The 26,615-nt window shown below is 61.4% G+C and carries 26 protein-coding genes and 4 tRNA genes; 17 read left to right on the forward strand and 13 right to left on the reverse strand.

Translation table 11 applies throughout. The features are described from left to right. Positions 1–86: 86 nt before the first annotated feature. The 4 genes from P0D73_RS28390 (at position 87) to P0D73_RS28405 (ending at position 2,108) form a co-directional block, all read left to right on the forward strand. The gene (locus tag P0D73_RS28390) at positions 87–368 is read left to right on the forward strand and encodes a type II toxin-antitoxin system RelE/ParE family toxin (RefSeq protein WP_408180557.1); all 282 of its coding nucleotides are present in this window, start codon (positions 87–89) and stop codon (positions 366–368) included. A 16-nt stretch (positions 369–384) separates the two neighbouring features. After that, positions 385–840 (forward strand): HigA family addiction module antitoxin, encoded by a 456-nt coding sequence (locus P0D73_RS28395; RefSeq protein WP_408433738.1) that lies wholly within the window; start codon positions 385–387, stop codon positions 838–840. 120 nt (positions 841–960) lie between these two features. After that, the gene (locus tag P0D73_RS28400; protein ID WP_132373456.1) at positions 961–1,977 is read left to right on the forward strand and encodes a class 1 fructose-bisphosphatase; all 1,017 of its coding nucleotides are present in this window, start codon (positions 961–963) and stop codon (positions 1,975–1,977) included. A gap of 55 nt (positions 1,978–2,032) precedes the next feature. Continuing rightward, a tRNA-Thr gene (locus P0D73_RS28405) sits at positions 2,033–2,108 on the forward strand. Between the two features lie 85 nt (positions 2,109–2,193). Here P0D73_RS28405 and P0D73_RS28410 read toward each other — a convergent pair. Beyond that, positions 2,194–2,394, reverse strand: coding sequence for a hypothetical protein (locus P0D73_RS28410; protein WP_132373455.1), 201 nt, complete (start codon positions 2,392–2,394; stop codon positions 2,194–2,196). Between the two features lie 237 nt (positions 2,395–2,631). Here P0D73_RS28410 and P0D73_RS28415 point away from each other — a divergent pair, with 237 nt between their 5' ends. Then, the gene (locus P0D73_RS28415) at positions 2,632–5,319 is read left to right on the forward strand and encodes an excinuclease ABC subunit UvrA (protein WP_408433766.1); all 2,688 of its coding nucleotides are present in this window, start codon (positions 2,632–2,634) and stop codon (positions 5,317–5,319) included. A gap of 20 nt (positions 5,320–5,339) precedes the next feature. Here the strand turns inward: P0D73_RS28415 and P0D73_RS28420 are convergent, their stop codons facing one another. Beyond that, positions 5,340–6,251, reverse strand: coding sequence for a LysR family transcriptional regulator (locus P0D73_RS28420; protein ID WP_408180555.1), 912 nt, complete (start codon positions 6,249–6,251; stop codon positions 5,340–5,342). Positions 6,252–6,378: 127 nt separating this feature from the next. Between P0D73_RS28420 and P0D73_RS28425 the strand changes: the two genes are divergently transcribed. The 3 genes from P0D73_RS28425 to P0D73_RS28435 all read left to right on the forward strand — a co-directional run bounded on the left by P0D73_RS28425 (position 6,379) and on the right by P0D73_RS28435 (position 9,027). Next, complete coding sequence (locus P0D73_RS28425) at positions 6,379–7,494, forward strand: aldo/keto reductase (protein WP_408317106.1); 1,116 nt, start codon at positions 6,379–6,381, stop codon at positions 7,492–7,494. A gap of 515 nt (positions 7,495–8,009) precedes the next feature. After that, positions 8,010–8,159, forward strand: coding sequence for a hypothetical protein (locus tag P0D73_RS28430; RefSeq protein ID WP_007180815.1), 150 nt, complete (start codon positions 8,010–8,012; stop codon positions 8,157–8,159). A gap of 271 nt (positions 8,160–8,430) precedes the next feature. Beyond that, positions 8,431–9,027, forward strand: a complete 597-nt coding sequence (locus tag P0D73_RS28435; RefSeq protein ID WP_408433743.1) for a chorismate mutase — start codon at positions 8,431–8,433, stop codon at positions 9,025–9,027. A 150-nt stretch (positions 9,028–9,177) separates the two neighbouring features. On the opposite strand, the gene P0D73_RS28440 is transcribed toward P0D73_RS28435, so the two are convergent. Next, the gene (locus P0D73_RS28440; protein WP_408433746.1) at positions 9,178–10,329 is read right to left on the reverse strand and encodes an exonuclease domain-containing protein; all 1,152 of its coding nucleotides are present in this window, start codon (positions 10,327–10,329) and stop codon (positions 9,178–9,180) included. Positions 10,330–10,679: 350 nt separating this feature from the next. Further along, entirely contained in the window at positions 10,680–10,883 is a 204-nt protein-coding gene (locus P0D73_RS28445) for a cold-shock protein (protein ID WP_064268598.1), read from the reverse strand. Positions 10,884–11,297: 414 nt separating this feature from the next. On the opposite strand from P0D73_RS28445, the gene P0D73_RS28450 reads away from it, so the two are divergent. Both P0D73_RS28450 and P0D73_RS28455 read left to right on the forward strand, forming a co-directional pair. Then, complete coding sequence (locus P0D73_RS28450; RefSeq protein WP_408433749.1) at positions 11,298–11,546, forward strand: hypothetical protein; 249 nt, start codon at positions 11,298–11,300, stop codon at positions 11,544–11,546. A gap of 530 nt (positions 11,547–12,076) precedes the next feature. Next, the gene (locus P0D73_RS28455) at positions 12,077–13,222 is read left to right on the forward strand and encodes a porin (protein WP_408182428.1); all 1,146 of its coding nucleotides are present in this window, start codon (positions 12,077–12,079) and stop codon (positions 13,220–13,222) included. A 118-nt stretch (positions 13,223–13,340) separates the two neighbouring features. Here the strand turns inward: P0D73_RS28455 and greB are convergent, their stop codons facing one another. Continuing rightward, positions 13,341–13,910, reverse strand: coding sequence for a transcription elongation factor GreB (gene greB / locus P0D73_RS28460; protein ID WP_408317100.1), 570 nt, complete (start codon positions 13,908–13,910; stop codon positions 13,341–13,343). 120 nt (positions 13,911–14,030) lie between these two features. Between greB and P0D73_RS28465 the strand changes: the two genes are divergently transcribed. Both P0D73_RS28465 and P0D73_RS28470 read left to right on the forward strand, forming a co-directional pair. Then, positions 14,031–14,107 (forward strand) — tRNA-Arg (locus P0D73_RS28465). Positions 14,108–14,185: 78 nt separating this feature from the next. Next, positions 14,186–14,262 (forward strand) — tRNA-Arg (locus tag P0D73_RS28470). Positions 14,263–14,371: 109 nt separating this feature from the next. Here the strand turns inward: P0D73_RS28470 and P0D73_RS28475 are convergent. The 5 genes from P0D73_RS28475 to P0D73_RS28495 all read right to left on the reverse strand — a co-directional run bounded on the left by P0D73_RS28475 (position 14,372) and on the right by P0D73_RS28495 (position 19,365). After that, the gene (locus P0D73_RS28475; RefSeq protein ID WP_408182459.1) at positions 14,372–14,878 is read right to left on the reverse strand and encodes a phage protein NinX family protein; all 507 of its coding nucleotides are present in this window, start codon (positions 14,876–14,878) and stop codon (positions 14,372–14,374) included. A 108-nt stretch (positions 14,879–14,986) separates the two neighbouring features. Further along, positions 14,987–17,344, reverse strand: coding sequence for a RelA/SpoT family protein (locus tag P0D73_RS28480; RefSeq protein ID WP_132373447.1), 2,358 nt, complete (start codon positions 17,342–17,344; stop codon positions 14,987–14,989). A 134-nt stretch (positions 17,345–17,478) separates the two neighbouring features. Beyond that, positions 17,479–17,682, reverse strand: a complete 204-nt coding sequence (rpoZ, locus tag P0D73_RS28485; protein ID WP_006025620.1) for a DNA-directed RNA polymerase subunit omega — start codon at positions 17,680–17,682, stop codon at positions 17,479–17,481. A 60-nt stretch (positions 17,683–17,742) separates the two neighbouring features. Then, positions 17,743–18,423 carry a guanylate kinase gene (gmk, locus tag P0D73_RS28490; RefSeq protein ID WP_132373446.1) on the reverse strand — a complete coding sequence of 227 codons (681 nt, stop codon included), beginning with the start codon at positions 18,421–18,423 and terminating at the stop codon, positions 17,743–17,745. 18 nt (positions 18,424–18,441) lie between these two features. Further along, entirely contained in the window at positions 18,442–19,365 is a 924-nt protein-coding gene (locus tag P0D73_RS28495; RefSeq protein ID WP_132373445.1) for a YicC/YloC family endoribonuclease, read from the reverse strand. A gap of 226 nt (positions 19,366–19,591) precedes the next feature. Between P0D73_RS28495 and rph the strand changes: the two genes are divergently transcribed. From rph to P0D73_RS28520, 5 genes are all read left to right on the forward strand, one after another. Next, positions 19,592–20,329 carry a ribonuclease PH gene (rph, locus tag P0D73_RS28500; protein WP_408182431.1) on the forward strand — a complete coding sequence of 246 codons (738 nt, stop codon included), beginning with the start codon at positions 19,592–19,594 and terminating at the stop codon, positions 20,327–20,329. Continuing rightward, positions 20,326–20,973, forward strand: a complete 648-nt coding sequence (gene rdgB / locus P0D73_RS28505; protein WP_408182432.1) for an RdgB/HAM1 family non-canonical purine NTP pyrophosphatase — start codon at positions 20,326–20,328, stop codon at positions 20,971–20,973. The genes rph and rdgB overlap by 4 nt, the downstream gene beginning before the upstream one ends. Then, positions 20,970–22,199 (forward strand): radical SAM family heme chaperone HemW, encoded by a 1,230-nt coding sequence (gene hemW, locus P0D73_RS28510; RefSeq protein WP_408433754.1) that lies wholly within the window; start codon positions 20,970–20,972, stop codon positions 22,197–22,199. The genes rdgB and hemW overlap by 4 nt, the downstream gene beginning before the upstream one ends. A gap of 55 nt (positions 22,200–22,254) precedes the next feature. Continuing rightward, positions 22,255–22,344, forward strand: a tRNA-Ser gene (locus tag P0D73_RS28515). A 157-nt stretch (positions 22,345–22,501) separates the two neighbouring features. After that, positions 22,502–23,329 (forward strand): tyrosine-type recombinase/integrase, encoded by an 828-nt coding sequence (locus P0D73_RS28520; protein ID WP_408433769.1) that lies wholly within the window; start codon positions 22,502–22,504, stop codon positions 23,327–23,329. 106 nt (positions 23,330–23,435) lie between these two features. On the opposite strand, the gene P0D73_RS28525 is transcribed toward P0D73_RS28520, so the two are convergent. The 3 genes from P0D73_RS28525 to P0D73_RS28535 form a co-directional block, all read right to left on the reverse strand. Continuing rightward, a complete protein-coding gene (locus tag P0D73_RS28525; protein ID WP_408433757.1) occupies positions 23,436–25,004 on the reverse strand; it encodes a tetratricopeptide repeat protein in 1,569 nt (522 codons plus the stop codon). A gap of 325 nt (positions 25,005–25,329) precedes the next feature. Continuing rightward, entirely contained in the window at positions 25,330–26,133 is an 804-nt protein-coding gene (locus P0D73_RS28530; RefSeq protein WP_408182435.1) for a lipid II flippase Amj family protein, read from the reverse strand. Between the two features lie 280 nt (positions 26,134–26,413). Beyond that, on the reverse strand, positions 26,414–26,615 hold a 202-nt coding region (locus P0D73_RS28535; RefSeq protein ID WP_408433760.1), incomplete at its 5' end, for a hypothetical protein.

Raw genomic sequence — 26,615 nt, forward strand, 5'->3', positions numbered from 1 at the left:
GGACGACTGTTCGACTCGCGTCGGCGGAGTGAAAGTAAACGCATCACTTAACGGTTTACGTTTAACGCGATGCGTTATATCATCCCATGATCACGACATTCGGCGACAAAGCTACGGCGAGAATCTTTCAGGGCAAATTCGTGTACTCATTGCCGCTTCACATGCAGGCGCTCGCGCGCCGCAAGCTGTTTGTGATCGACGCCGCGAAGTCCATCCGCGACCTGCATGCGCCGCCCGGCAACCGGCTGGAAGCGCTGCAAGGCCAGCGCAGCGGGCAATGGAGTATTCGGATCAATGCGCAATGGCGCATCTGTTTTCATTTCGTCGACGGGGAAGCGATGAATGTCGAGATTGTCGACTATCACTGATTATTGGGAGACCGGCATGGTCATCAAACGCTCCGATCTGGGCAGCATCGATTTCTCGGACATCGACACGGGCGACAGCATCCCGGAAATCCATCCGGGCGAGATTCTGCGCAGCGAGTTTCTCCAACCGCTCGGCATGTCCGTCAACGCGCTCGCGCTTGCGCTGCGCGTACCGGCTCCGCGCATCAACGACGTGGTGCGCGGCAAGCGCGCCGTCTCGGCCGACACCGCGCTGCGGCTCGAGCGCTACTTCGGCGCGAGCGCGCAGTTCTGGCTCAACCTGCAAATCGCCTACGACCTGCGCGTCGCCACCGTGGCCGCCGGAGAACAGATCGAACGCGAGATCGAACCCATGCCGAAGGCGGACCGCCCGAAAATGCCGAAGGTTTCGACCGAACACGCCCGTGCCGCAGCGCTCGCGGCGAGCGCGAGCGGCAAGCTCACGGCCGGCAAGGCGCGCCGCAAAGCCTGAATTTCAGCCGCACCGGTGTGCCCGGCGGCGTCGCCCTACACGGTTCTCGCGCAAAAGCACGGAAGCGACACAACGAACGGTTAAAATCGGAATATTCCTCAAGCCTTCCCGGAGTACAGCATGGCTTTGCAACGTCGTACCACTCTCACGAAGTACCTGATCGAGCAGCAGCGCGAAACCAACAACCTGCCGGCCGATCTGCGCCTTTTGATCGAAGTCGTTGCGCGTGCGTGCAAAGCGATCAGCTACCACGTCAGCAAGGGCGCGCTGGGCGATGCGCTCGGCACGGCGGGCAGCGAGAACGTTCAAGGCGAAGTGCAGAAGAAGCTCGACATCCTGTCGAACGAAATCCTGCTCGAAGCGAATGAATGGGGCGGCAACCTCGCCGGCATGGCGTCCGAGGAAATGGAACAGTTCTTCCCGATCCCGGCGAACTATCCGAAGGGCGAATACCTGCTCGTGTTCGATCCGCTCGACGGCTCGTCGAACATCGACGTCAATGTGTCGATCGGCACGATCTTCTCAGTGCTGCGCTGCCCGGACGGCCAGCAGCCCACCGAACAGTCGTTCCTGCAACCGGGTACGCAGCAGGTCGCCGCGGGCTACGCGGTGTACGGTCCGCAAACGGTGCTGGTGCTGACTACCGGCAACGGCGTGAACTGCTTCACGCTCGACCGCGAACTCGGCTCGTGGGTGCTCACGCAAAGCGACATGCGCATTCCGGTCGAAACGCGTGAATACGCGATCAACGCTTCGAACGAGCGTCACTGGTATCCGCCGGTCCAGCAGTACATCGGCGAGTTGAAGGCTGGCACGGACGGTTCACGCCAGGCCGACTTCAACATGCGCTGGATCGCGTCGATGGTGGCGGACGTGCACCGTATCCTGAATCGCGGCGGCATCTTCATGTATCCGGCCGACAAGCGCACGCCGGACAAGCCGGGCAAGCTGCGCCTGATGTACGAAGCGAATCCGATGGCGTTCATCGTCGAGCAGGCGGGCGGCGCCGCGACCAACGGCGAGAAGCGCATTCTGGACATCCAGCCGAAAAGCCTGCACGAGCGCGTGGCGGTGTTCCTCGGCTCGAAGAACGAGGTGGACCGCGTGACCCGCTACCATCTCGAAACAAAAAAGTGAGTTCAGGGGCTTGCCAAGCCGATAAAGAAGTCCCTATAATCTCGTTTCTCCTGATGCCGGAATAGCTCAGACGGTAGAGCAGCGCATTCGTAATGCGAAGGTCGGGGGTTCGATTCCTCTTTCCGGCACCACAAGATTCAAGCAAAAAGCCCAGTCCTCGCGACTGGGCTTTTTGTTTTTCTGCGTGTGCTTTTCCGATTCTGCTCGTGTCGCGGATCACCCACGAAAATCCAGCCGATCGAATTGCGCTGTCACGCCGAGGTTGCGTGCCACAACGGAATCTTCCGCTCGCGCCGGCTCTGCCTGCTGAGTGCCGTAGGCCGCGACCGCTTCCTGCGGCGCCGAAGAGAACCACAAAATCCGGCCGTCACACTCGATTCCGACCTGACGACCTTTCCAGTACACAGCGTTTTCCATGGCGAACTCTCTGAAGGGCGAAGACTGCCATCTTCCGCGCCGGCCGTGGCGCGTCCGTTATCCACCGCACTCTGGGCGCGGATAGTCGCTTCAATGATAGGCGGCGATTGCTCGATTGACTCAGTGCGCGCGCCACCGTCAATGGCATCATCGCAACTTCATCGTCGGGCATGTTCCGTGCGACCTCACCAGCGTTCGCCCGATCCGCCGGGCCGCGCTTATCCGTTATTCATCGATATGGACGCCATCCGCAGCAAGCCTCGCTCGACACCGCCCTCTCCCGACGCCCCCGCATTCACCGGCTTCGTGCGCGTGCGCGGTGCTCGCGAACACAATCTGAAAAACGTCGACGTGCAGATTCCGCGTGATGCTCTGGTCGTCTTCACCGGCGTGTCCGGCTCGGGCAAATCGTCGCTGGCATTCGGCACCTTGTACGCCGAGGCACAGCGGCGCTATTTCGAATCGGTCGCGCCGTATGCCCGACGCCTGATCGAGCAGGTCGGCGTGCCCGAGGTCGACGCCATCGAAGGCCTGCCGCCCGCGGTCGCCTTGCAGCAGCAGCGCGGCACGCCGAGCGCGCGCTCGTCGGTGGGCAGCGTGACCACGCTGTCGAGCCTCGTGCGCATGCTGTATTCGCGCACCGGCGACTATCCGCCGAAGCAACCCATGCTGTTCGCCGAAGATTTCTCGCCGAACACCGTGCAAGGCGCCTGCCCGACTTGCCACGGACTCGGCCGCGTGTACGAGGTCAACGAAAAATCGATGGTGCCCGACGACTCGCTGACCATTCGCGAGCGCGCGATCGCCGCATGGCCGCCCGCCTGGCACGGACAGAATCTGCGCGACATTCTGGTGACGCTCGGCTACGACGTCGATAAGCCGTGGCGCGACTTGCCGAAGAAAGACCGCGACTGGATTCTCTTCACCGACGAACAGCCGACCGCGCCCGTCTACGCCGGCCTCACGCCTAAGGAAACCCGCGCCGCGTTCAAGCGCCGCGACGAGCCGAGCTATCAGGGCACCTTCACCGGCGCGCGCCGCTACGTGTTGCACACGTTCGCGAACACTCAAAGCGCGTTGATGAAAAAACGCGTGTCGCAATTCATGGTCGGTAGCGTCTGTCCGACGTGTCATGGCAAGCGGCTCAAGAAAGAAGCGCTGTCGGTGAAATTCGCCGGACTCGATATCGGCGAGTTTGCCCAGTTGCCGCTCGCCAGGCTTGCCGAGATGCTCGAACCGATCGCGCGCGGCGAATGGCCTCAAGCCGATGCAACACACCCGGGCCAAACCGCCGCCAAAGGCAGTGTGCTCAGCAAGAGCGCCATGCGCGATGCCGTCGACAAACGGATCGCCGCCGGTGGTTCCGCGCACAAAGCCTCGCCCGACGTGCGGCGCACGCCTAACCTCTCCGAAGAAAAACGCGTCGCCGCGCAGCGCATTGCAGCCGAGTTGCTCGAACGCCTGACGACATTGGTCGATCTGGGTCTGGGCTATCTCGCGCTAGAGCGCAGTACGCCTACGCTGTCATCGGGCGAATTGCAGCGCTTGCGGCTCGCCACGCAGTTGTCGTCGCAGTTGTTCGGCGTCGTGTATGTGCTCGACGAGCCATCGGCCGGCCTGCATCCCGCCGACGGCGAAGCGCTCTTCAGCGCGCTGCAGGGATTGAAGGCCGCGGGCAATTCGCTGTTCGTCGTCGAACACGATTTGCAGATGATGCGGCGCGCCGACTGGCTCGTCGACGTCGGTCCCGCGGCCGGCGAAGCAGGCGGCCATGTGGTCTATAGCGGGCCGCCCGCCGGTCTCGCGAAGGTCGAAGCGTCGCAAACGCGCCGGCATCTGTTCGCGCCGCCCGCGCCTGTCGAGCGCGCGTCGCGTGAACCTGCTGGCTGGCTGCGGCTCGCGGGCATCACGCGCAATAATCTGCACGGACTGGACGCCGAGTTTCCGCTCGGCTGCCTGACTGCGGTCACGGGCGTGTCGGGCTCGGGCAAGTCGAGCCTCGTGAGCCAGGCGCTGCCGGAACTCGTCGCGAGCCACCTTGGACGCGTGTTCGACAATCCGGACGCCGACGAACAAGACCCGTTGCTCGCCGCCGCAACCGCGCCGACCGGCGGCCACATCGTCGAGGGCATGGGCGCGCTGCGGCGACTCGTACGCGTCGATCAGAAACCGATCGGCCGCACCCCGCGTTCCAACCTCGCTACCTACACGGGCCTCTTCGACCACGTGCGCAAGCTGTTCGCCGACACGCCGCTCGCCCGCAAGCGCCGCTACAGCGCAGGCCGCTTCTCGTTCAACGTGGCGCAAGGCCGTTGCCTGACTTGCGAAGGCGAAGGCTTCGTCAGCGTCGAACTGTTGTTTCTACCAAGCGTCTATGCGCCCTGCTCGACCTGTCACGGCACGCGCTACAACACGCAGACACTGGAAGTCACATGGCGCGATAAAAACATCGCCGAGGTGCTCGGCCTGACCGTCGACGCCGCCTGCGATTTCTTCGCCGACGAGCCCAGCGTGATGCGCGCGCTGAAAGTGTTGCGCGACATCGGCCTCGGCTATCTGCGGCTCGGTCAGCCCGCCACCGAATTGTCCGGCGGCGAAGCCCAACGCATCAAACTCGCCACCGAATTGCAACGCGCGCAACGCGGCGACACGCTCTATATCCTCGACGAGCCGACCACCGGCCTGCATCCCGCCGACGTCGACCGGCTCATGGTGCAACTCCAGGGGCTCGTGGATGCCGGCAATACCGTCGTGGTGGTCGAACACGACATGCGGGTGGCGGCGCAAAGCGACTGGGTCATCGATGTCGGCCCGGGCGCCGGCGACGCCGGCGGCAAGATCGTAGCGAACGGCACACCGGCCGAGATCGTGCGCGTGAAGGAAAGCCGCACCGCCGAGTATCTGCGGCAACAACTCGCAGCGTGAAGGCGAAAGAAGCGTGCGCGCTAGCGAGCGCCGCGCTTCTCCTTCAGGAAATCGATCAGCGCGCGCAGTTTGAGCGGCATCTGCGCGCGGCTCGCCGTGTAGAGATAGAAACCGGGGAAGCTCGGACACCATGCGTCGAGCACGCGCACTAGGCGGCCATCGTCGAGTTGATCGCGTACGTAGTCCTCGATGACGTGCAGCAGACCCACGCCCTGCTCGGCCGCTTGCACCATCGTGCGCAAGTCGTTGGTGACGAGCGCGCCGCGCGTCTCGACTTCGAACACGCGCGCCGGATCATCGGGTGGCGCGAACTCCCATCGATAGATGCCGCCGCTCGACGCAAAGCGGTAGCGCAGGCAGTCATGCGCGGCAAGATCGGCTGGCGTCGCGGGCGGTGCATAGCGCTCGAAATAGCCCGGCGAGCCCGCCACCGCAATGCGAATCTCGCCGCTCAACGGCACCGCCACCATGTCCTGCGCGACCCGTTCGCCGAGCCGAATGCCCGCATCGAAGCCTTCGCCGACGACATCGGCCATGCCGTCGTCGAGCGTCATGTCGAGACGGATCTGCGGATAGCGGCGCGTGAATTCCGCGAGATGCGGCAGCACCAGCAGTTCGCTCGCGACCCGCGGCAAATTGATGCGCAAATTGCCGGCGGGCTGGTCGCGGGTTTCGTCGAGCGCTTCGAAGGCGGCCTCGAGTTCGCCCAGCGCCGGTCGCACGCGAGCGAGAAACTGCGCGCCGGCTTCGGTCAGTGCTACGCGCCGGGTCGTCCGGTTGAACAGACGCACATTCAATTGCGTTTCGAGCGAGCGGATGCTTTGCGACAGCGCCGACGCCGTCACGCCGGTCTCGGCGGCCGCGTGCGTGAAGCTACCGTGACGCGCCACGCTCACGAACGCCATCAACGCCGGCAATTGCGCAGGATCCATCGTCGCCTCCATTGTTAAGCCGGACTTCACAATCCTTGCAGACAAGCGGCATTTTTCCACGAAAAGAATCGGCGCACGATAGGCCATGGATTCAATTTTTCCTACGACACCGCCCAAGGAGACTGACATGACGATGAATCGCTATACCCTGCTCGGCCGTTCAGGCTTGCGCGTTAGCCCGATCGCGCTCGGCACGATGACTTTCGGCACCGAATGGGGCTGGGGTGCCGAGGAAAAGTCCGCGCAACGGCTGTTCGATCTGTACGTGGATGCCGGCGGCAATTTCATCGACACCGCGGACCTCTACACGGAGGGCACGAGCGAGAAATGGCTGGGCAAGTTCGTCGCGGCGCGCGGCCTGCGCGAGCGGCTCGTGATCGCGACCAAGTACGGCTACAACGCCGAGACCGGCAACCCGAACGCGGGCGGCAACCATCGCAAGAACCTGCTGCGCGCGCTGGACGGCTCGCTCAAGCGGCTCGGCACGGACTACATCGACTTGTACTACCTCCACACGTGGGATCGCATCACGCCGGTGGACGAAGTCATGCGCGCAATGGACGACGCCGTGCGCGCTGGCAAGATCCGCTATGTCGGCTTGTCGGATACGCCCGCATGGTTCGCCGGACGCGCGCAGACGCTCGCCGACTGGCGCGGCTTCGAACCGGTCGCGGCCATGCAGCTCGAATACTCGATGATCGAACGCAATGCCGAAAATGAGTTCGCCGATCTCGCCGCCAATCTCGGCATGGGGCTCGTGCCGTGGAGTCCGCTCGGCATGGGCGTGCTGTCCGGCAAGTACCGGCCTTCGCAAAGCGGCGCGACAGGCGGTTTTTCCGGCGACGGCCGTCTCGCCAGCATGGCCAGCGCGCCGCCGCCGGGATTTGACAAACTGACCGAACGCAACTTTCGCATCGTGGCGGAACTGGAGTCCATCGCCAATCTCGCCGGCCGGCCGATGGCGCAAGTCGCGCTGAACTGGCTGCATCAGAAGCGCGGCGTGTCCAGCATCATCGTCGGCGCGACGCGGCCGGAGCAGTTGCAGGAGTCACTCGGCTCGCTCGACTTCACGCTGGCGCCGGAACTGATCGCGCGGCTCGACGCCGTGTCGGAACCGGCCCGTCCATTCCCGTACTACATGTTTGCGGACGGTCATCAAGCGCGGATTCACGGACAGGTCGAAGTGACTGATAAACCGGCTGCTTACTCCGCGTCGGTGAAAATCCCGGTGCCGACAGCGTAGAAATAGCGTCTGACGAATGCCCAGCGTTCGCTGCCGAACGTTAGGTTTTCTTATTCAGGCAAAAAATCTTAAAAAATGTTTTTAGCCGTCAACGAAATTCGAGAATGGTTCGTTTACAAAAGATTAGGGGGCCGAATGGCGCGTACTGAACGAAACGGTAATTAACGAACGTTCGGCCACTTAAGAAGAAAATCCTGCCGATGCGGCAGTGCACAAAAATCCACGGCAATTGGATTCATATCGGCCAATATGAATGTGGAGTGCGCAAAAGCGAGGGCGGGTTGCTGAACAGCCCGTGGGACAAAGATAGGAAGGGAATAGCGGGAAGTATCGGACTGACTGGGACCGGTGAAAGCGAAATCAGCGCATTAGCAGTCAACCGATAAATTCTATTCAAACATTCCGTTCCATTGTCGGGCTGTGCCGTTAAAGCAACACACAACATGTGGCCCGCATCAGGCGCTGGTGCAAAACGGGGACCGAGGCCGATAATCGGTTTGTAAAGGAGAAAGATCATGGATGCCAAACCACCGAAAGTTCCGACCCCGGATAAAGTTTTTTGCCCGGATCCGGAACCCGCTGGCGTCGAGTTTTTGGGTGCAGAACTGCCGGAGCACGTTCGCGCCTTTTTCGACGAACAACGCAAGTCGTGCGACTCGAAGTAACGGGGCAGTGGCGCGATGCAGCATCGACGTCCGCGCGTCCGGCGCGCGGCGGTTGTATGCACACGTCTGACCGCTCGTGTTCGGCTCGATTCGTGACGCGGGGTGAGTCCGTCTGATTCGGACGACGCCTGGCCGTGCGGCCCGGCGTGTGTTTTTGCTCGCCTATTCAAGCGTCCTTCCGAAGATTTCCGCCGGAACGCAGACGCACGTTCGGCGCATCGTCTATTCTTCTGGTTTTTCCCCTGCGGCCGCTCGGCCACTGTCATCTTCCATGAACCGTTCGTACCGCTTCGGCGCGTCATGCGCGCTCGCGCTTTTGGCTGCTCTTGCATTGGCGCCCGCTCCCGCCATCGCGGATGGTGACGATACCGCGCTCACCAATCTGATCGCGCTGGCCTCCCAACGCCTCGCGCTCGCGGAACCCGTGGCGCGCTGGAAATGGGTCAATCACCAGGACATTACCGACACGCCGCGCGAGAACGCCCTCCTCGCCGATGTCGAAAAGCGCGCCGTCGCCGCAAACGTCGACCCGGCGTTCGCCCGTGCTTTCTTTCAGGATCAGATCGACGCCAGCAAGGAGGTGCAAAACGCGCTGTTCGCCACATGGCGCGGCGGCCAGGCGCCGCAAGGACCCGCTCCCGATCTGGCGACCAGCACGAGACCGCAGTTGGACCGACTGACGCAATCGCTCGTGGCCGGCCTTGCACGCGTGCAGCCGTTGCGTGCGGCGCAGGATTGTCCGTCGCGCGTCGCGCAATCGCTGGCTAACTGGAAATCGCTGACTCGCTATGACTCGGCTCATTCGAGCGCGTTGACTCGCGCGCTTGGGCACGTGTGCGAAACGGGCGGTGTGGGCGCGACGGGTTAGTTCGGAGTGGGGTAAAGCGCACGGTCTCAGGCTGGGATTATTGGCCGCGGTGTTGGCGCGCGCGCTTGAATCCGCTTTGAACGGCAGGCTATCGGTTGAACATCAAACCGCTGAAAACGAAGCCGCTGAAAGCCGAGCCGACGAACGCCGTCAGGCAAGCCTCGCCAGCGCCGTTCCGCTCGACACGCTCAAGGGCATCACACGCAAACCGCGGGCGAGATGGCTCTGCAAGATGCGATACGTCGACAGCTCGAACGATCCCGCTGCGCTCGACGCATGCAACTCCGCAGCCTGCGCGAGCGACGCCGCATGGCCCACGTAACACCAACGGTCGACGACATGAAACGCACGAGCCTGCGACGCCTCCTCGCGCTCCTCGAACACGATCGGCCCCTCGAACGGCCAGGGCGCGTCCGCCGGATCGCTCTTGGCGACACGCGGTACCCGGTTATGGCCGGGGCGCAACGTCGCGATCCACTGCGCCTCCGCGAGCATGGCGCCCAATTCGCCGCCGGTTGCGCGCCACTCGACGCGCCGCACCTGCTGCGCAAGCCGGATATCTTTGGACGAGCGCCGCTCGCCGGTCAAATGTGAACGCAGCCGCTGGCGCACGCGCACGCTTCGCCCGACATACAGCGGCAAATCCTCTTCTCCATAGAACGCGTAGATGCCGCAACCCGCCGGCGCCGTGTCGAGCAGATCTTCCGTGATGTCGCCCGCGAGCCGGTAGCGCCGCGTAGTGCGCTCGATCTGCGTGCGCAATACGTCGAGCGGCACGAGGCCGTGCAGACGCTGCCAGAACTGCCAGATCAGATCGGCGTCGGCGAGCGCGCGGTGGCGATCGGACGGCACGAGCGCATGACGCTCGACCAAAGCGTCGAGACCGTGACGCTTTTCCGCCGGAAACAGCGCGCGCGACAGGCGCACGGTGCACAGTACGTCCGGATCGAACGCCAGCCCCACCCGGCGAAACTCGCCGCGCAGAAAACCGCGATCGAAACTGGCGTTATGCGCGACGAACAGTTTGCCGTTCAGACGCTCGAAGAGAGCCGGCGCGATCGCGTCGAAGGTCGGCGCGCCCCGCACCATCGCATTCGTGATGCCGGTGAGCTGCTGGATGAATGAGGGAATCGGCTGCTGAGGGTCGACCAGACTGCTCCAGCGCGACACGCCGGCAGGCCCTATTTCGACCACACCGACTTCGGTGATGCGATGCTCGGCAGTCGAGCCGCCAGTGGTTTCAAGGTCGACGAAGACGATCGGACCATCCAGGGCCGGTTCCGGCAAAAACTGTTCAGACATGGAAAAGGAGACTTTGGACGCGTGGCTTTGCGGCAAGTATGCACCAGTTGGCGGCCGAGTACCCGGATAGCATCGCATTACGTCAACTGACTTGAGGCGGAATGTTCCTGTTTTGGCGTGAGCGGCAAGCCTCCCGCAAAGCAGAAATCATTATGTTTTCACGGCGGACACCGGGAAATGACAGAGAAGTCATTCGGGAGATTTTGGCCGGCCGTTCAAAACATTCCGAACCAGATGGTTAAAAACGATTGCCGCGGCCAACAACAATTCGGCATAAAAAAGCCCTCGCGTTTTGCGAAGGCTTTCGTTCGTTCTACCGCCCGGCCGAGCGCCGAGTCACGTTGACAGGCTTACAGCGGCTGGATATTCGCCGCCTGCTTGCCCTTCGGGCCGGCCTTGACGTCGAACGAGACGCGCTGGTTTTCCTTCAGCGACTTGAACCCTTCCGCGCGAATCTCCGAAAAGTGCGCGAAGAGATCCTCGCCGCCCGAATCCGACGTGATGAAGCCAAAGCCCTTAGCATCGTTGAACCATTTGACGATACCAGTTTCCATTTTCCAGTTTCCCTCGAGGATTTATCAATATCGGGCATTGCCCTCAGCCGAATATCACGGCCGCGCCACGCAATCAAATCCGGCGGTCGAAATTCAGCATTGCCGTTATACGGGGAATGAAGAATTGTCGTCGAGCGAATTCTGGATATGCGCTTATCACACTATGCGATAAGCCTGCGCTTCTTGGTTTAGAAATCCCGAGCGCATAGATTCACTGCGATCCGAATAATCAGACCAAGTCAATATTACCCATCTGACTACGGAAATGCGCTATAGCGGGGATATTTTCAGCACATTGTTGAAAATATGTAACAAAAGATGTTTTCCGTAAGTGTTTGTCCGACTTGCTGCACCGCGCTCACGGCAGGAAGATCGGATTCAGTAGTAGTAGCAACGCGCATTAGGGAGATTGCCATGCTGTTCAACCAAATCAGCCGCCTCTTTATCTGGCTGACCCACTCGCACGCAAACACGGCTTCCGAACAATCCACACCGGTCGCGGCCACGCCGTCTATCTTCGAAATCGATCCCATGTGGCACGGAGATCATTGGCAGAACCTGCTGTCGTCCCCCATGGATGCGCGGCGCTATGTCATGGAAGACTGGAGCGTCCCGGTAGCGGACGACTGGAACGAAGTGGACGGCGCAGCGCCTGCCCACTGACCGCGTCGTCAATCGGCGGAACACAGGCGAAAAAAAAGCGCGACTGGGAAGTCGCGCCGACAAAAGTTTGGAGATCTTTTTCGTCAACGAAAAAGTCCGCTTCGGAAAGCAGAAATTTCAGTATACCGGCTCGACTCCATTTCGATTATTCACATAAACAACAATCATCTATTTCAGTAACAACAACAATCTCATTTTACGTTTTATTACGTTGTTTTTTTGCATCGATTAGTGTCGCGAATCAGCAACGCAACGCCATCCTCGCATCGCTGCCCTCTCGTGAAAATCGCTGGAAGCCTTTATTTATAAGGCCTAAACCAGATTCACATATCGTTTCCGAACGCGTAATACTTTATTGCGGAAATCGGAACGTCCATTGCGCGAAGTGTCTCTCTACACTCTGCCTAACCGGAAACCAGCGCGATTTTGTTGAGCGCGCAACTCACTCGGATTACGCCTCTCGCAGCGCCCGCGTGAAAGGTCTCCCTAAGCCTGGGTTCAACGCCCACTCTCGCTCTCGGAGTTACAAGATGAAAAAGACACTCATGGTCGCCGCCCTCACGGGCGTCTTCGCAACGGCCGCGCATGCGCAAAGCAGCGTGACGTTGTACGGCTTGATCGACGCCGGCATCACCTATACCAACAACCAGCACGGTCACAGCAACTGGCAGGAAACAAGCGGTTCGGTGAACGGCAGCCGCTGGGGCCTGCGTGGATCTGAAGATCTGGGCGGTGGTCTCAAGGCCATCTTCACGTTGGAAAACGGCTTCGGCATCAATGACGGCACGCTCAAGCAAGGCGGCCGCGAATTCGGCCGTCAAGCCTTCGTGGGTTTGACGAGTGATCAGTTCGGCGCCGTCACCTTGGGCCGTCAATACGACAGCATGGTCGACTACGTCGCCCCGCTGGCATTGACCGGCACGCAATACGGCGGCACGCAGTTCGCGCATCCGTTCGACAACGACAACCTGAACAACTCGTTCCGCGTCAACAACTCGGTCAAGTACCAGAGCGCCAACTACGGCGGCTTCAAGTTCGGCGCGTTGTATGGCTTCTCGAACCAGGCCGACGGCTTCGCGAACAACCGCGCTTATAGCGCGGGTGCGTCGTACAACTGGGGCGGCCTGAACGTCGCCGCCGCTTACCTGCAACTGAACAGCAACGGCGCGACCGGCGCGGCTGCTGCATTCAATTCGGGTGGCGCGGTGTCGAGCGACAACACGTTCTTCGCCGGCCGCCAGCAAACGTGGGGCGCGGGTGCTAACTACGCGTTCGGCCCGGCAACAGTCGGCCTCGTGTATTCGCAAACGAACCTGTCGAGCCTGGCCGGTATCGGCGCTGGCGCATCGGGTCAAACCAACGGCATCGCCTTCGGCAACAACAGCGCTCACTTCCAGAACTTTGAAGCGAACGCTCGCTATGCGCTGACGCCGGCGGTCAGCATTGCCGGTTCGTACACGTACACCCGCGCGAGCCTGGCTGGCACGCGTCCGCACTGGAACCAGTTCAACCTGCAAACCGCGTACGCGCTGTCCAAGCGTACCGACGTGTACCTGCAAGGCGAGTATCAGCAAGTCAACGAAAACGCAGTCGTGGATGCCGATATCAACGGTCTGGCCGCTTCGGGCAACAACAAGCAAGTCGCTGTGACCGCAGGTCTGCGTCACCGCTTCTAAAGCTGCGGGTTACACCCGTGGTCTCGAAGGCGCCGTTCGCGGCGCCTTTTTTTGTGCCTTTTTATGCCTAAGGCGGGAGATGATCGGCGAGAACGAGACGAAGCCTGTCCGCCGTGACTTAACCACCCGTATCAGGCGGCGGATATTTGACGTCGAGTATGTCGATCGGCTGCTGGCCGGCCGGTGTGTACAACGTGACCGTATCGCCGACTTTCGCCTTCAGCAGCGCGCGCGCAATCGGCGAGATCCAGCTCACGTGGCCGATATCCAGATCGACCTCGTCGATGCCGACGATCGTCACGATATGCTCTTCGCCGTCCTCCGTCGCATACTCCACAGCCGCGCCGAAGAAAACCTGGTCGACATTCTCTTGCTTGCTGCTGTCGACGACTTCAGCGAGATCCAGCCGTTTGGTCAGAAAACGGATGCGCCGATCGATTTCGCGCAACCGGCGCTTGCCATAGATGTAATCGCCATTTTCGGAGCGATCGCCGTTCGAGGCCGCCCACGACACCAGTTTGACCACTTCCGGCCGATCGACGTCGATCAGATGCAGTAGTTCATCGCGCATGCGCCGGTAGCCGGCGGGCGTGATGTAGTTTTTCGTACCAGCGGGAACGTCCGGCTGGGCGACGTCGAGATCGTCGTCATTCTCTTCGCTCGACTCTTTGACAAAGGCCTTGTTCATGATGATCCGGTAACTGCAGCAAACGACTGCCTATCAAGGGTACACGATCACGACTATGAGACAAATCGCAGTTACATGCTTCCCTTTTTCGAAACCTTTGCTATAATCTCGTTTCTGCGTGCGGCTGTAGCTCAGTTGGATAGAGTACTTGGCTACGAACCAAGGGGTCGTGGGTTCGAATCCTGCCAGCCGCACCACTTATTCGAGGGCCTCCCTCTGGGGAGGCCCTTACGTTTTGCCCCAGTTTCAGTGCAGTAAGCATCACCGTTTAGCGTGCGGCTGTAGCTCAGTTGGATAGAGTACTTGGCTACGAACCAAGGGGTCGTGGGTTCGAATCCTGCCAGCCGCACCACCTATAAAGGGCCTTCCGATCGGAAGGCCCTTTGTTTTTGTCCGTCGGTTCCGGCCTCGCTTGGGTTCCGCTGCACCCGAAGGCCTTGGCGGCAACCAAACACGCCCCTTTATCGCGGCGCCGACTGAATATCTCCGATTTGCCCATCCGGGTTCGGCACATCGCCGAACGAAGCCGCCATCGCCTGCTCGCCGCCAATTTCCCGCTCACCGATTGGTTGCGCCCGATCGCCGGCCAGCGCCTGTGCTTCATGCAGCACATTCTCCACGGTTTCGCCATAACGGCTCTCGACGAACGCCCGCAGCAGCGCGATCCGCAGCGAGTCGCCCCGACCTTCCACGGTTCGGTGGCCGCCTTCGAATTCCGCGATGCAGTGAGCCGCGCCCTGGTGGCTGCGCTCACGCACTTCGAGCCGCTGCGCGCGCTCCAGCACGGCCGCCGCAGCCTCCCATGACGTAGAAGGCGTAAAACGGCCATCCCAGGGACGTCCGCGGTCGTTGCCGCGAACCGCCACGGTTTCGCCGCTGTCGGTAAAGTAGATTTCGCGCACGAAGTCGTGCAGGCTGCGGGCGACCCAGTAGTCAAGTGCCAGGCCGTTGAGGTCGGATACGTTCACGAACATTCTCCCTGAGTTTCAGATGAGACTACGCGCGTAGCCGGTGCGTTCAGATTTGAAGAGGGAAATGAAGCGCCCTGAGGCCACCCCAAGGCGTCAAACGAAAGGTCAGTAATCCGCTCGCTCGCGGTCGATGCGCATTCCGCCGTCGTGACGGTGATGGCCTTCCTCGCTCGGCCGCTCGCGCGCGATGCGCATGACGTCCGGGTTCGTGCGCACCCGGCGCATGACGTTGGCCAAGTGGACACGATCGCTGACCTGGATCACGAAGCGCAACACCGTGGATTCCTGCGACAGGTCTTCGTCCATTGCAATGTGGACGATGTTGGCATCCGCCGAGGTGATATCCGCCGCCACGCGGGCGAACACGCCCTTGGTGTTCTTGACCAGCACCTTCACGGCGACGTCGAACAGACGCCCCGGTTGCGGTGCCCAGGCGACGTCGATCCAGCGGCCCGGATCGCGCCGGTGGATTCGTTGCGCGACGCGGCAATCCGTGGTGTGGATCGCCATGCCGAGGCCGATGCCGATATAGCCCATGATGTCGTCGCCCGGAATCGGACGGCAGCACGCGGACAGTTGCACCGACATGCCCTCGGTGCCGGTAATGACGACCGGCGGCGCGTGCGGCAAATCGGAGTGGGAGCGCGAGCCGTCGTCGTCGGCGTCGCGGCCGCTCATCAGCACTTCGATGCGCTTGGCCATGACCGCCGCGACACGCCGGCCGAGACCGATGTCCGCGAAAATTTCCTGACGGTTCTTGTTGCCCGTCCATTGCACGAGCTTTTCCCACGCTTCCGGCGTCACATCCGAGAGCGCCAGCCCATAACCCTTCAACGCCTGGTCGACCAGACGCTCGCCGAGTTGAACGGACTCGTTCAGCCGCATCGTCTTCAGATAATGGCGGATCGCCGAGCGCGCCTTGCCGGTACGCACGAAGCCGAGCCACGCCGGATTCGGCTTCGAATACGGCGCAGTGATGACTTCGACGATGTCGCCGCTCTTCAACTCGGTGCGCAGCGGCAACAGTTCGTTGTTGATCTTCACCGCGACGCACTGGTTGCCCAGGTCGCTGTGGATCGAATACGCGAAGTCGAGCGCCGTGGCGCCGCGCGGCAGCGCCATGATCTTCGACTTGGGCGTAAACACGTAGACCGCGTCCGGGAACAGGTCGATCTTGACGTGTTCGAGGAATTCGCTCGAGTCGCCCGCTTCGCTCTGAATATCGAGCAGCGACTTGAGCCACTGATGCGCGCGCTTCTGCACGTCGTTCAGGTCCGCGCCGCCGTTCTTGTACAGCCAGTGCGCGGCCACGCCCGCTTCGGCGATCTCGTGCATCTTGCGCGTGCGCACCTGAAACTCGATCGGTGCGCCGAACGGGCCGACCAGCGTGGTGTGCAGCGACTGATAGCCGTTCACCTTCGGGATCGCGATGTAATCCTTGAACTTGCCCGGCACGGGCTTGTACAGCGCATGCAGGGCGCCGATGCAGGTATAGCACTCCAACGCGCTGTCCACCACGACGCGGAACCCGTACACATCGAGCACTTGCGAGAACGACAACTGCTTGTCGCGCATCTTCTTGTAGATACTGAAGATGGTTTTCTCGCGGCCGGTGACTTCGGCGTCGAGCTTCGCGTCGGCAATTGCGCGCTGCACCGATTCGAGAATCTTGCCGACCACTTCGCGCCGGTTGCCGCGCGCCGCCTTGACGGCTTTTTCAAGCGTGGCGTACCGGTGCGGGTTGAAGTTCGCGAAGCTCAGGTCCTGCAGCTCGCGATAAGTATTGTTCAAGCCGAGCCGGTGAGCGATCGGCGCGTAGATATCCAGCGTCTCGCGCGCCACGCGGCGGCGCTTTTCCGGCGGCACCGCGCCCAGCGTGCGCATGTTGTGCAGCCGGTCGGCGAGCTTGACCAGAATCACGCGGACGTCGCGCGCCATCGCGAGCAGCATTTTGCGGAAGTTCTCCGCCTGCGCTTCCTCGCGATTGCGAAACTCCATCTTGTCCAACTTCGACAAGCCGTCGACCAGTTCCGCGACCTTCGCGCCGAAACGCTCGGCGAGTTCGGCCTTGGTCACGCCCTGGTCTTCCATCACGTCGTGCAGCAGCGCGGCCATGAGCGCCTGGGCGTCGAGGTTCCAGCCGGCGCAGATTTCCGCGACGGCGACAGGATGCGTGATGTACGGCTCGCCGCTCTGGCGGTACTGGCCGAGGTGGGCTTCGTCGCTGAAATGGAAGGCCGACTTGATGTCCTTGATCTCTTCCGGCTGCAGATAGCCGGACAAGGCGGACGTCAGTTTGGCAATGGAGACGACGTCATGCCGGCGCGGTTGCTCCGGCGTGGCGGTCGGCCCGAACAGATGGCGAAACGACTGTTCGAGGACCGCGTCGATGTACTTCCGTGCAGACGAGGGCGAGTCAGCGTCGTGTTCCACTTCCGTGGCGGTGGGCGGGGTAGCACTCATGTTCGCCTCCGTAGCGGTTAGGGTTGGACGCCGGTCTGCACGTTGATGCACTTACGTGCGGCAAAGGTGTTGCAAAAGCGTGTCGCAAACAGGTATGGCAAACGCGTAATCGAAACCGGAGCAGTGCGCCTTACTTAAACAGGCACCTTCTTCAGCATTTCGACGCCAACCTGGCCGGCTGCGATTTCGCGCAGTGCGACGACAGTGGGCTTGTCGCGGCTTTCGATCTTCGGCGTGTGGCCTTGAGCGAGCTGACGCGCGCGATAGGTTGCGGCAAGCGCGAGTTCGAAACGGTTCGGGATCTGTTTGAGGCAGTCTTCGACGGTAATGCGGGCCATGTTGGGTTCCTTCTCAGTATGTTGCTTATTCTACCTTATGTGCTCGGTACACCGCCGCGCTTACGCGTGTGGCAGGTGAATGCCGAGCTGCACGAAAAGCTGCGTGTGGCGCGCGTATTGCGAGGCGAAGCGCGAACGCGTCGCGGCCACGAGGCATTGCAGTTCGCTGAGCGCGCGTTCGAACTTCTCGTTGATCACCACGTACTCCGCTTCCGCCGCGTGCGCCATCTCGCTGCCGGCCGCGAGCAGCCGGCGTGTGATCACGTTCGGCTCGTCCTGGCCGCGCTTCTTCAGACGCTCTTCGAGCGCTTCGAGCGATGGCGGCAAAATGAAAATTTCGACCGCGTTGTGAAACTGCTTTTTCACCTGCTGCGCACCCTGCCAGTCGATTTCGAGCAGCACGTCATGGCCGTTTTTCATCTGGTCCTCGATCCACACACGCGAGGTGCCGTAGTAGTTGCCGTGCACTTCCGCGCTTTCCAGAAACTCGCCGGCATCGTGACGCTTCATGAAATCGTCGACGGTGGTGAAGTGGTAGTGCTCGCCGTCCTGCTCCTTCGGACGCGGCGGACGCGTCGTGTACGAGATCGACAGACGGATCGCGTCGTCGCCGGCGAGCAGCGCGTTCACGAGCGTCGACTTGCCCGCGCCCGAAGGCGCGACGACCATGAACAGGTTGCCGGGGTAAGCACCGGCGTACGGATTGCGCGGCGTTTCGCGTGTGTGGTGATGGTCGGTCATGTCGGTGGTGCTCCAGCCTTATTCCAGATTCTGTACTTGCTCGCGCATCTGTTCGATGAGCAGCTTCAGGGTCATCGACGAATCCGCCAGTTCCTTCGCGGCGGCCTTCGAACCGAGCGTGTTCGCTTCGCGGTTGAGCTCCTGCATCATGAAGTCGAGGCGCTTGCCGACCTTGCCGCCCTTCTGGATCACGTGACGCGTTTCGTTCAGGTGAGCCGTGAGACGCGACAATTCTTCGGCGATATCGATACGAATGCCGTACATCGTCACTTCCTGGCGAATCCGCTCGTTGATCTCTTCACGCGAGACGATCGTCGCGGCGGTATCCGGCGCGGCGATGCCGAGCGCTTCCTGCAAGCGTTCGACAATCTTCTGTTGATGCTTGGCGATCAGTTCCGGCACGAGCGGCGTGATCTTCGTGACGATCGTTTCCATTTCGGTGACGTTGGCGATCAGCATGGTCGCCAGTTGCGCGCCTTCGCGGGCGCGCACGTCGATCAGGTCCGTGATGGCCTGCTTGCCGCAGGCGAGCACGGCGTCGCGTAGCACTTCAGGCGCCACGCCGCTTTCGGCCAGAATGCCCGGCCAGCGCAGAATCTCGCCCGTGCGCAGCCGCTCTGCTTCCGGAAACGTCGAGAGCACCGTGCGTTCGAGCAGCGCGAGTTGCGTGAGCGCGTCGTGGTTGATCGAACCCGCGTTGGCGGACTGTTCGCTGCGTTGCAGGTTGATGCGGATATCGACCTTGCCGCGCGACAGCTTGTTCATCAGCATCTCGCGCAACGTGGGTTCGCACACGCGCACGTCTTCCGGCATGCGGAAGTTCAGATCGAGAAAGCGCGAGTTCACGGTGCGCAGTTCGACCGATACGCTCACGCCACCTGTGCCCGAGGCCGCGACGAGTTCGCGCGTGGCGCTCGCATAGCCAGTCATGCTGTAGATCATCGTATTTCTCGCGATTGTGGCCATGCGCTCGACGATGGCCTGAGAGTCGAATCGCCCGGCGTGTACGAGACGCGGGGCGGGGAAACGGCATTATCCCATTTTTGGCGGAAAGGCCGCCCCGCGATGGCGCCCCTTGAAGAGCCAACGCACATGCGGGCAGCCGCCCCGGCCGATCGGCTGTAAAATCGCGCTTTCCCTCCTGCTTTTCTTCCTGACCGATCCCAACATGACCAACGACACCCAACGCCCCAGCGGCCGCAAGGCCAATCAGCTGCGCGACGTGCGCATCACGCGCCACTACACGAAGCACGCGGAGGGCTCGGTGCTGGTCGAATTCGGCGATACGAAAGTGATCTGCACCGCGAGCATTGCCGAGAGCGTGCCGTCGTTTCTGCGCGACCGAGGCCAGGGCTGGCTCACCGCCGAATACGGCATGTTGCCGCGCGCCACGCACACGCGCAGCGACCGCGAAGCCGCACGCGGCAAACAGACCGGCCGCACCCAGGAAATCCAGCGGCTGATCGGCCGCGCGCTGCGCTCGGTGTTCGATCTGGAGAAGCTCGGCGCGCGCACGCTGCATATCGATTGCGACGTGATCCAGGCCGACGGCGGCACGCGCACGGCCAGCATCACCGGCGCGTTCGTGGCGGCACACGATGCGGTGGCCAAACTGCTGGCCACGGGCCGCATCGAAAGCTCGCCGATTGCTGATTATGTCGCGGCGATTTCGGTGGGCGTGTACGACGGCCTGCCGGTGCTGGATCTCGACTACGACGAAGACTCGCAATGCGACACCGATATGAACGTCGTGATGACGGGCGCGGGCGGGTTCGTTGAAATTCAGGGCACCGCTGAAGGTGTGGCCTTCTCGCGCGACGAAATGAACGCGCTGCTGGATCTGGCCAGCGACGGCATCAATACGCTGATCGCGAAGCAGAAAGCAGCGCTGGAGCAAAAAGGGTGAATGAAGTGAGTCAAAACAATGGCGCGGCCGTGTCCGCTTCGCCGTTGACGAGAGTCGTGCTGGCGTCGAACAACGCCGGCAAGCTGCGCGAGTTCGCGGCGTTGCTCGGCGCGGCCGGCATCGAACTGATTCCGCAAGGCGAGTTGAACGTGCCGGAAGCCGAAGAGCCGCATCCGACCTTCGTCGAGAACGCGCTGACCAAGGCGCGCCATGCGTCGAAACTGACCGGCCTGCCCGCGCTCGCCGACGACTCGGGCCTTTGTGTGCGCGCGCTGCGCGGCGCGCCGGGCGTCTATTCGGCGCGGTACGCGCAACTTGCCGGCGGCGAAAAGAGCGACGCGGCGAATAACGCGCGCCTCGTCTCGGCGTTGCAAGGCGAGACCGATCGCCGCGCCTACTATTTCTGCGTGCTGGCTTTGGTGCGTCACGCGGACGATCCCGAGCCGCTGATCGCCGAAGGCCGCTGGCATGGCGAAATGCTGGACGCACCGCGCGGCGCACATGGATTCGGCTACGACCCGTACTTCTTCCTGCCGTCGCTGAATGCGAGCGCCGCCGAACTCGAACCGGCGGTGAAGAACGCCAGCAGCCATCGCGCGATTGCGTTGCGGCAACTGCTCGCGCGTCTGACGGAGGAAGCGTGATTCCGATCAAACCGGCGCCCGCCGATATCGGCAACGGCGTCATCAAGGCCTTCACGTCGCCGGGCAGCATCCGGCTGACGTCGCTACCGCCGCTGGCGTTGTACGTGCATTTTCCGTGGTGCGTGCGCAAGTGTCCGTATTGCGATTTCAACTCGCACGAGTGGAAAGGCGACACGTTCCCCGAGAACGAATATCTCGACGCGTTGCGCGCCGATCTCGAGATGGCGCTGCCGCTGGTCTGGGGCCGCCAGGTGCATACGGTGTTCATCGGCGGCGGCACGCCCAGCCTCCTTTCGGCGGCCGGGCTCGATCGCATGCTGTCCGATGTGCGCGCGCTACTACCGCTCGACGCCGACGCGGAAATCACGCTCGAAGCCAATCCCGGCACCTTCGAAGCCGCCAAGTTCGCGCAGTTTCGCGCGAGCGGCGTGAACCGGCTCTCGGTGGGCATCCAGAGTTTTAACGAGGCTCATCTGAAGGCGCTCGGCCGCATTCACGACTCGGCGCAGGCGCGCCATGCCGTCGAAGTGGCCTCGACCACGTTTGATAACTTCAATCTCGACCTGATGTTCGCGCTGCCGGGGCAGACGCTCGCCGAATGCCAGGCCGATGTCGAGACAGCGTTGTCGTTCGCGCCGCCTCATTTGTCGCTGTATCACCTGACGCTCGAACCGAACACGCTGTTCGCGAAGTTTCCGCCCGCCCTGCCCGACGACGATGCATCCGCCGACATGCAGGACTGGATTCACGAGCGCACCTTCGTTGCCGGTTACGAGCGCTATGAGGTGTCGGCGTATGCGCAGCCGCATCGGCAGAGCAAGCACAATCTGAACTACTGGCGCTTCGGCGACTATCTCGGCATCGGCGCGGGCGCGCATACGAAGCTGTCGTTTCCGAATCGCGTGCTGCGGCAGGCGCGCTACAAGCATCCCACCACCTTCATCGAGCAGGCGAAGGCCGGTACGGCGGTGCAGGAAGAGCATGAAGTCGGGCCGCGCGATCTGCCGTTCGAGTTCATGCTGAACGCGCTGCGGCTGGTGGAAGGGTTTCCGGTGCATCGGTTCATCGAGCGGACGGGGATGTCGATGACGTCGATCGAACCGGCCTTGCAGGAAGCCGAACGGCGCAAGCTGATCACGCGCGACCACGAAAAGATTGCACCGACGCCGCTCGGCCAGGCGTTCCTGAACGATTTGCAAGAGCTGTTTCTGAAAGATCCGCAGTGATTGCGGATCGACCGGGCGCCGCAGCGACGTTTTTTCAGGTTACAATTTAGGGCTTGGAGGTGTGGCCGAGTGGTTTAAGGCACCGGTCTTGAAAACCGGCGAAGGAGCAATCTTTCCGTGAGTTCGAATCTCACCGCCTCCGCCAGGATTAACATTCAGAAGTTTCCAGAAAGTCCCGCAAAGCCAAGACGTATAAGGCTTTGCGGCGATTCGATACCTCCACAAGCATCCAAGAAAAGTCGTAAAATTCCGCAATTTCCCGGGTACTTTTTCGGGTACTTTTTGACGCGGGTTTGACGACGATGCCTGAGAGCCTTCTACGCGATTTGCAATGCCGCTCAGCTAAGCCACGTGCCAGCACGTATCGTCTCAACGACGGTGGCGGCCTTGCTTTGCAAGTCAAGCCCACCGGATTGAAGTACTGGCAGTTTCGATACACGAAGCCTGACGGTCGGGAAGGACTGGTTCAGATCGGCCCGTATCCGCGCGTCACACTAGAGCAAGCGCGTGGGGCTCGCAATGAACACCGCGCGGCTGTTTCGCGTGGCGACGATCCTGCCACGCTACGAAAGCAAGAGAAGGTTCGTCGCAAGGTCGAAGCGGCCCGATCCCTGACATTCAAACAATGCGCAGAGGCATACATTAAAGCCCGTCGAGCCGAGTGGGCAAATCCAAAGCACACCCAGCAGTGGGAGAACACGCTTGCGACGTATGCGTATCCGTTCATTGGCACACTTCGGCCGGCCGACGTTGACACTGACCTGGTCATGCGAGTCCTGCAACCGATCTGGCTCACGAAGAATGAGACCGCATCGCGCCTGCGCGGCCGGATTGAGAACATCATGGACTGGGCCAAGGTGAGCGGCCTGCGTACCGGCGAGAATCCAGCTCGCTGGAACGGTCACTTGGATCAGTTGCTGGCCTCGCCGTCGAAGGTACAGAAGGACGGCCACCACGCCGCGCTTCCCTACGCCGAGATCGGCCCATTCTTCCGCGAACTGCGGGTCTACCGACCCGCAACCGCCTGTCGAATCACCGTGACGAATGTCCGTAAGAGGGCTTCAAATTGGACACTCGATCGACGGCAAGTATTCTCCGTTGTCTGGACCCGGCAATCCGACGCGCCTTAGTCGCTCAAAGCGGGCAAGGGGCACGACGGAGCAGGCGCGACCAAATTTGCGACCCGAACTTGCAGCGAGCAGTGGATGGGGCGCTCTCTGTCGGGCGGCTCGCCATTCAGGCGCCCCGCAATGCGTCGATCTCTGCGCGAAGCGCTGCAACTACGCCAGTCCAATCGCCTCGCGTCGTTTGTCGAAACAACCGCGCCTTTGGGTACCACGGACTATCGCTTCGGTCGAGTTGCCATCTCCAGTCCGGCATGAACGGCAGAGCAATCCATACGGGTTTCCCAAGCGCCCCCGCCAAATGCGCCACAGCTGTGTCGACGCTGACGACGAGGTCGAGGCGAGCGATCAGCGCAGCAGTCTCAGCGAACGTGGTGAGCCGCCCGGAAACATCGCGCAGCACCCCGCGCTGCTCAAGTTGCGCGAGGCACGCGCGATCACTGTCGCGTACATCCGGTTGCAACGCGAAGAAATCCGCGTCGGCATCGAACACCGGCTTCAGTTGCTCAAGCGAAATGGACCGATTGTGATCATTCAGATGCGTACGGCTTCCCGACCACACGATCCCAATGCTCGGCCGTCGAATGGAGCCTGTAAAAAAATCGTCCCATTGAGGGACAAGCGCACCGTCTGCCTGCACATATGCACCGGATAGCGCGAGATCGGGTGCACGAACCTTGAGCGCAAACGGCAGACTCAGGGTTGGAATGTGATAGTCGAAATGTGGCACTTGCCCTGTCTCACCGATGACTTCGGCCGCACCCCGATAATTTTGGAGGAGCGGCAACAGGGCATCCTGAACACGCAACACGACGTGAGCGCCAGCTGCACTGAGCCGATCCACAAAACGCACGAATTGCAGCGTGTCGCCGAACCCCTGCTCATGATGAACGAGCACTGTCCTGCCGTCTATCGGTTGGGTGCCAGTCCATAGGGTGTTCTGCGAAAAACCGTGGCTGCAGGTGCCATCGCGCCAACGCCATTCGTATTCGCGCCAGCCGTGTTCGAATTGGCCGAGCAGCAAATTCGTCTGAGCTCGATTGGTGCGCGCGCCGGCGTCGTTCGGATCGATCGAAAGCGCCTTCTTGAATTGAAGCAATGCCTCATCAAAGCGCCGGAGATCTCGCAACGCGACCCCGAGATTAACGTATGCGCGTACGAAACGCGGCTTGAGCGTGATCGCCTGCCGGTAGGCATCCAGTTCGTCCTCATAGCGTGCCATCGTACCGAGCAGCGTTCCACGGTTGTAATGCGCTTCGGCTGATTGTGGCTGGATCTTGCACAGATGCACCAACAGCTCAAGTGCCCGCTGCGATTCGCCAAGCTGTATCAGCGACATTGCGACACCGTACAACGAGGCGGCATGGTTCGGAAACTGGGTCAGGCAGCGCTCGAACAGCGCTATCGCAGCATCGTGACGCTGCGCCAATTGACACACCTGCGCGGCGAAGTTCAGCTGATCCATAGACATTGACATGTGCGCCGATGCCTGCATCAGGTACTCCGCTGCGCATGCATGATCGCCCTGGTTGGCGGCGATATAACCGAGACCTGCAAGAGCTTCGCCGTGGTCGGGGACGCTCGCCAGAATGCCGAGCAGCAGACCTGCGGCATCGTCGAGCCGACCGGCCATGAGGTTCTCCTGCGCGGCGGCGAGAGCGTGTTCAATATCGTGATTCATGGCGCTGGAGGCTGGAGCAAAGTGCGATCTGTCGCGGGATTCGAAACGACTCATTGTACGGGACCGCGTATAGCGAGTCTCCAGAGCGAAGCGATGGCAGCGTCGGTTACCTGCATATGCAAACACCAAAGTGTTCCCGCCAGCGCGAGCTGTTTAATCAGCGGTTTCGATTGCTACGCAAGATAGGTAAGCCTCACCGGCCGTCTTAAGCTGAATCGGAAACGGACGGTCGTAGATTAAGTTTCGGTGGCTGGTTCTGGCCGATCTGTGTCTCATGGCCTCGAGCACTAGCGGCCGATCTGAGGTGGGCAACGCCGCTGGCGCACTAGATTAGCTCGGCGATGCGAACGATAATAAAGGCTGCTGGCACGAGCGCCACCTGTGCGCACAACGTTCCTAAGACACGCGCGCCCGCGAGAGTTGTAATAGCCCGCCTGAAGTTGTTTTCCGAAACTCGACCTTCGATAACGTCGTCGGTCATCACCGACACCTGCGGGTCGATGACGACCGCCAATACCACCGTCGCGAAGCCGTTGATAACCGACGACAGATTCGCACATGTAACGCGCAAATCCGGCTTTAGGTAACCAGCGTAAAGCGACGCAAAAACGCCGACCGTCCATATCGCCATCGCAAAAACGTTCAGCCCTATAACTTTCCAGGAAACGCCGGCGCCAGTCGTCAGTTGGGTGACGTTCTGGCGCGACGGAAACCGCGCTCCATCGCGGATGTAGTTGACGCCGCCGCGACTGAAGATATGCAGCAGCAGACGAGGAACGGAGCGGTTGGCCTGAAAGTGATCGACCGCTTGGCTGAAGTAACGTTGGAACGTCGGGATCAGAAACGCCCCGACGATGCTCGCCACAGTGGCGGTTAGCAGGAAAAGGCGAAAGTCACCGAGCAAACCACTCTCGGTGTGCCGCGCAATATCAAGCTCGACCCGCTTCGCTATGAATGGCCCCTGAAACGAATTTGCCGTGCGTGAAACGAGGGCGATGATCCCAAAAAGAGAAAACGACACGGCGATACGTCGTGTGCGTACACCTGCGATTCGCACGGCGTAAGCCAGTGTCGCGATGACATGAATGACGAATGTCAGGGTGCAAATGATCCAAAGCTGAGTGTCCATGTTGTGACGGCGAGTTTTGGCACGAACGTAGTCTACCGGAGGACCTGCTCGCCCCGAGCCACCTAAAAGGCAGGGATTGTCGATGATCCAGCCAGTATTGGCGGACGACCGGTTCTGGCCGAATCCGGAAGTCCGGCCACTGCAAGCGACCGCCGATCGCACCGCTTCGTCGAACCTCCGTAGCCGGGTCGCACTGGCACATTCTCCGTTCGGCGCTGCCAGCCCCAGACAGGATGGTTAGGAGCCGCTCCCAGTCCCACCGCGGCAAGTCGCTGTCAGACTAGCGATAGTTAATCAAGTTGATGATGTCATTGAGGAACCAGGGCAGAATCAATTGCGTGTCGGGATAGCTGACACCGACGCTGAGCCTCGGGGGCTTTGACGCGGAGTAACCGGGCGTCGCACCGTCGGCAGTGTGCAGAATGTACGTGTCCGTGTCGGACGGCTGGGCGGTCTGATTGTTCGGGGGCGACCATCTCCAG

The sequence above is a fragment of the Paraburkholderia sp. RL18-101-BIB-B genome, assembly GCF_046026985.1.
Lineage (GTDB): Bacteria > Pseudomonadota > Gammaproteobacteria > Burkholderiales > Burkholderiaceae > Paraburkholderia.

Coding starts and splice junctions, on each gene's coding strand:
- P0D73_RS28390 (WP_408180557.1), top strand. CDS start 87: ATGATCACGACATTCGGCGACAAAGCTACGGCGAGAATCTTTCAGGGC.
- P0D73_RS28525 (WP_408433757.1), bottom strand. CDS start 25,004: ATGAATCACGATATTGAACACGCTCTCGCCGCCGCGCAGGAGAACCTC.
- P0D73_RS28480 (WP_132373447.1), bottom strand. CDS start 17,344: ATGAGTGCTACCCCGCCCACCGCCACGGAAGTGGAACACGACGCTGAC.
- greB (WP_408317100.1), bottom strand. CDS start 13,910: ATGAACAAGGCCTTTGTCAAAGAGTCGAGCGAAGAGAATGACGACGAT.
- P0D73_RS28440 (WP_408433746.1), bottom strand. CDS start 10,329: ATGTCTGAACAGTTTTTGCCGGAACCGGCCCTGGATGGTCCGATCGTC.
- rph (WP_408182431.1), top strand. CDS start 19,592: ATGACCAACGACACCCAACGCCCCAGCGGCCGCAAGGCCAATCAGCTG.
- P0D73_RS28450 (WP_408433749.1), top strand. CDS start 11,298: ATGCTGTTCAACCAAATCAGCCGCCTCTTTATCTGGCTGACCCACTCG.
- P0D73_RS28410 (WP_132373455.1), bottom strand. CDS start 2,394: ATGGAAAACGCTGTGTACTGGAAAGGTCGTCAGGTCGGAATCGAGTGT.
- P0D73_RS28395 (WP_408433738.1), top strand. CDS start 385: ATGGTCATCAAACGCTCCGATCTGGGCAGCATCGATTTCTCGGACATC.
- gmk (WP_132373446.1), bottom strand. CDS start 18,423: ATGACCGACCATCACCACACACGCGAAACGCCGCGCAATCCGTACGCC.
- P0D73_RS28415 (WP_408433766.1), top strand. CDS start 2,632: ATGGACGCCATCCGCAGCAAGCCTCGCTCGACACCGCCCTCTCCCGAC.
- P0D73_RS28520 (WP_408433769.1), top strand. CDS start 22,502: ATGCCTGAGAGCCTTCTACGCGATTTGCAATGCCGCTCAGCTAAGCCA.
- rpoZ (WP_006025620.1), bottom strand. CDS start 17,682: ATGGCCCGCATTACCGTCGAAGACTGCCTCAAACAGATCCCGAACCGT.
- P0D73_RS28435 (WP_408433743.1), top strand. CDS start 8,431: ATGAACCGTTCGTACCGCTTCGGCGCGTCATGCGCGCTCGCGCTTTTG.
- P0D73_RS28455 (WP_408182428.1), top strand. CDS start 12,077: ATGAAAAAGACACTCATGGTCGCCGCCCTCACGGGCGTCTTCGCAACG.
- P0D73_RS28425 (WP_408317106.1), top strand. CDS start 6,379: ATGACGATGAATCGCTATACCCTGCTCGGCCGTTCAGGCTTGCGCGTT.
- P0D73_RS28495 (WP_132373445.1), bottom strand. CDS start 19,365: ATGATCTACAGCATGACTGGCTATGCGAGCGCCACGCGCGAACTCGTC.
- P0D73_RS28430 (WP_007180815.1), top strand. CDS start 8,010: ATGGATGCCAAACCACCGAAAGTTCCGACCCCGGATAAAGTTTTTTGC.
- P0D73_RS28445 (WP_064268598.1), bottom strand. CDS start 10,883: ATGGAAACTGGTATCGTCAAATGGTTCAACGATGCTAAGGGCTTTGGC.
- P0D73_RS28420 (WP_408180555.1), bottom strand. CDS start 6,251: ATGGATCCTGCGCAATTGCCGGCGTTGATGGCGTTCGTGAGCGTGGCG.
- P0D73_RS28530 (WP_408182435.1), bottom strand. CDS start 26,133: ATGGACACTCAGCTTTGGATCATTTGCACCCTGACATTCGTCATTCAT.
- P0D73_RS28400 (WP_132373456.1), top strand. CDS start 961: ATGGCTTTGCAACGTCGTACCACTCTCACGAAGTACCTGATCGAGCAG.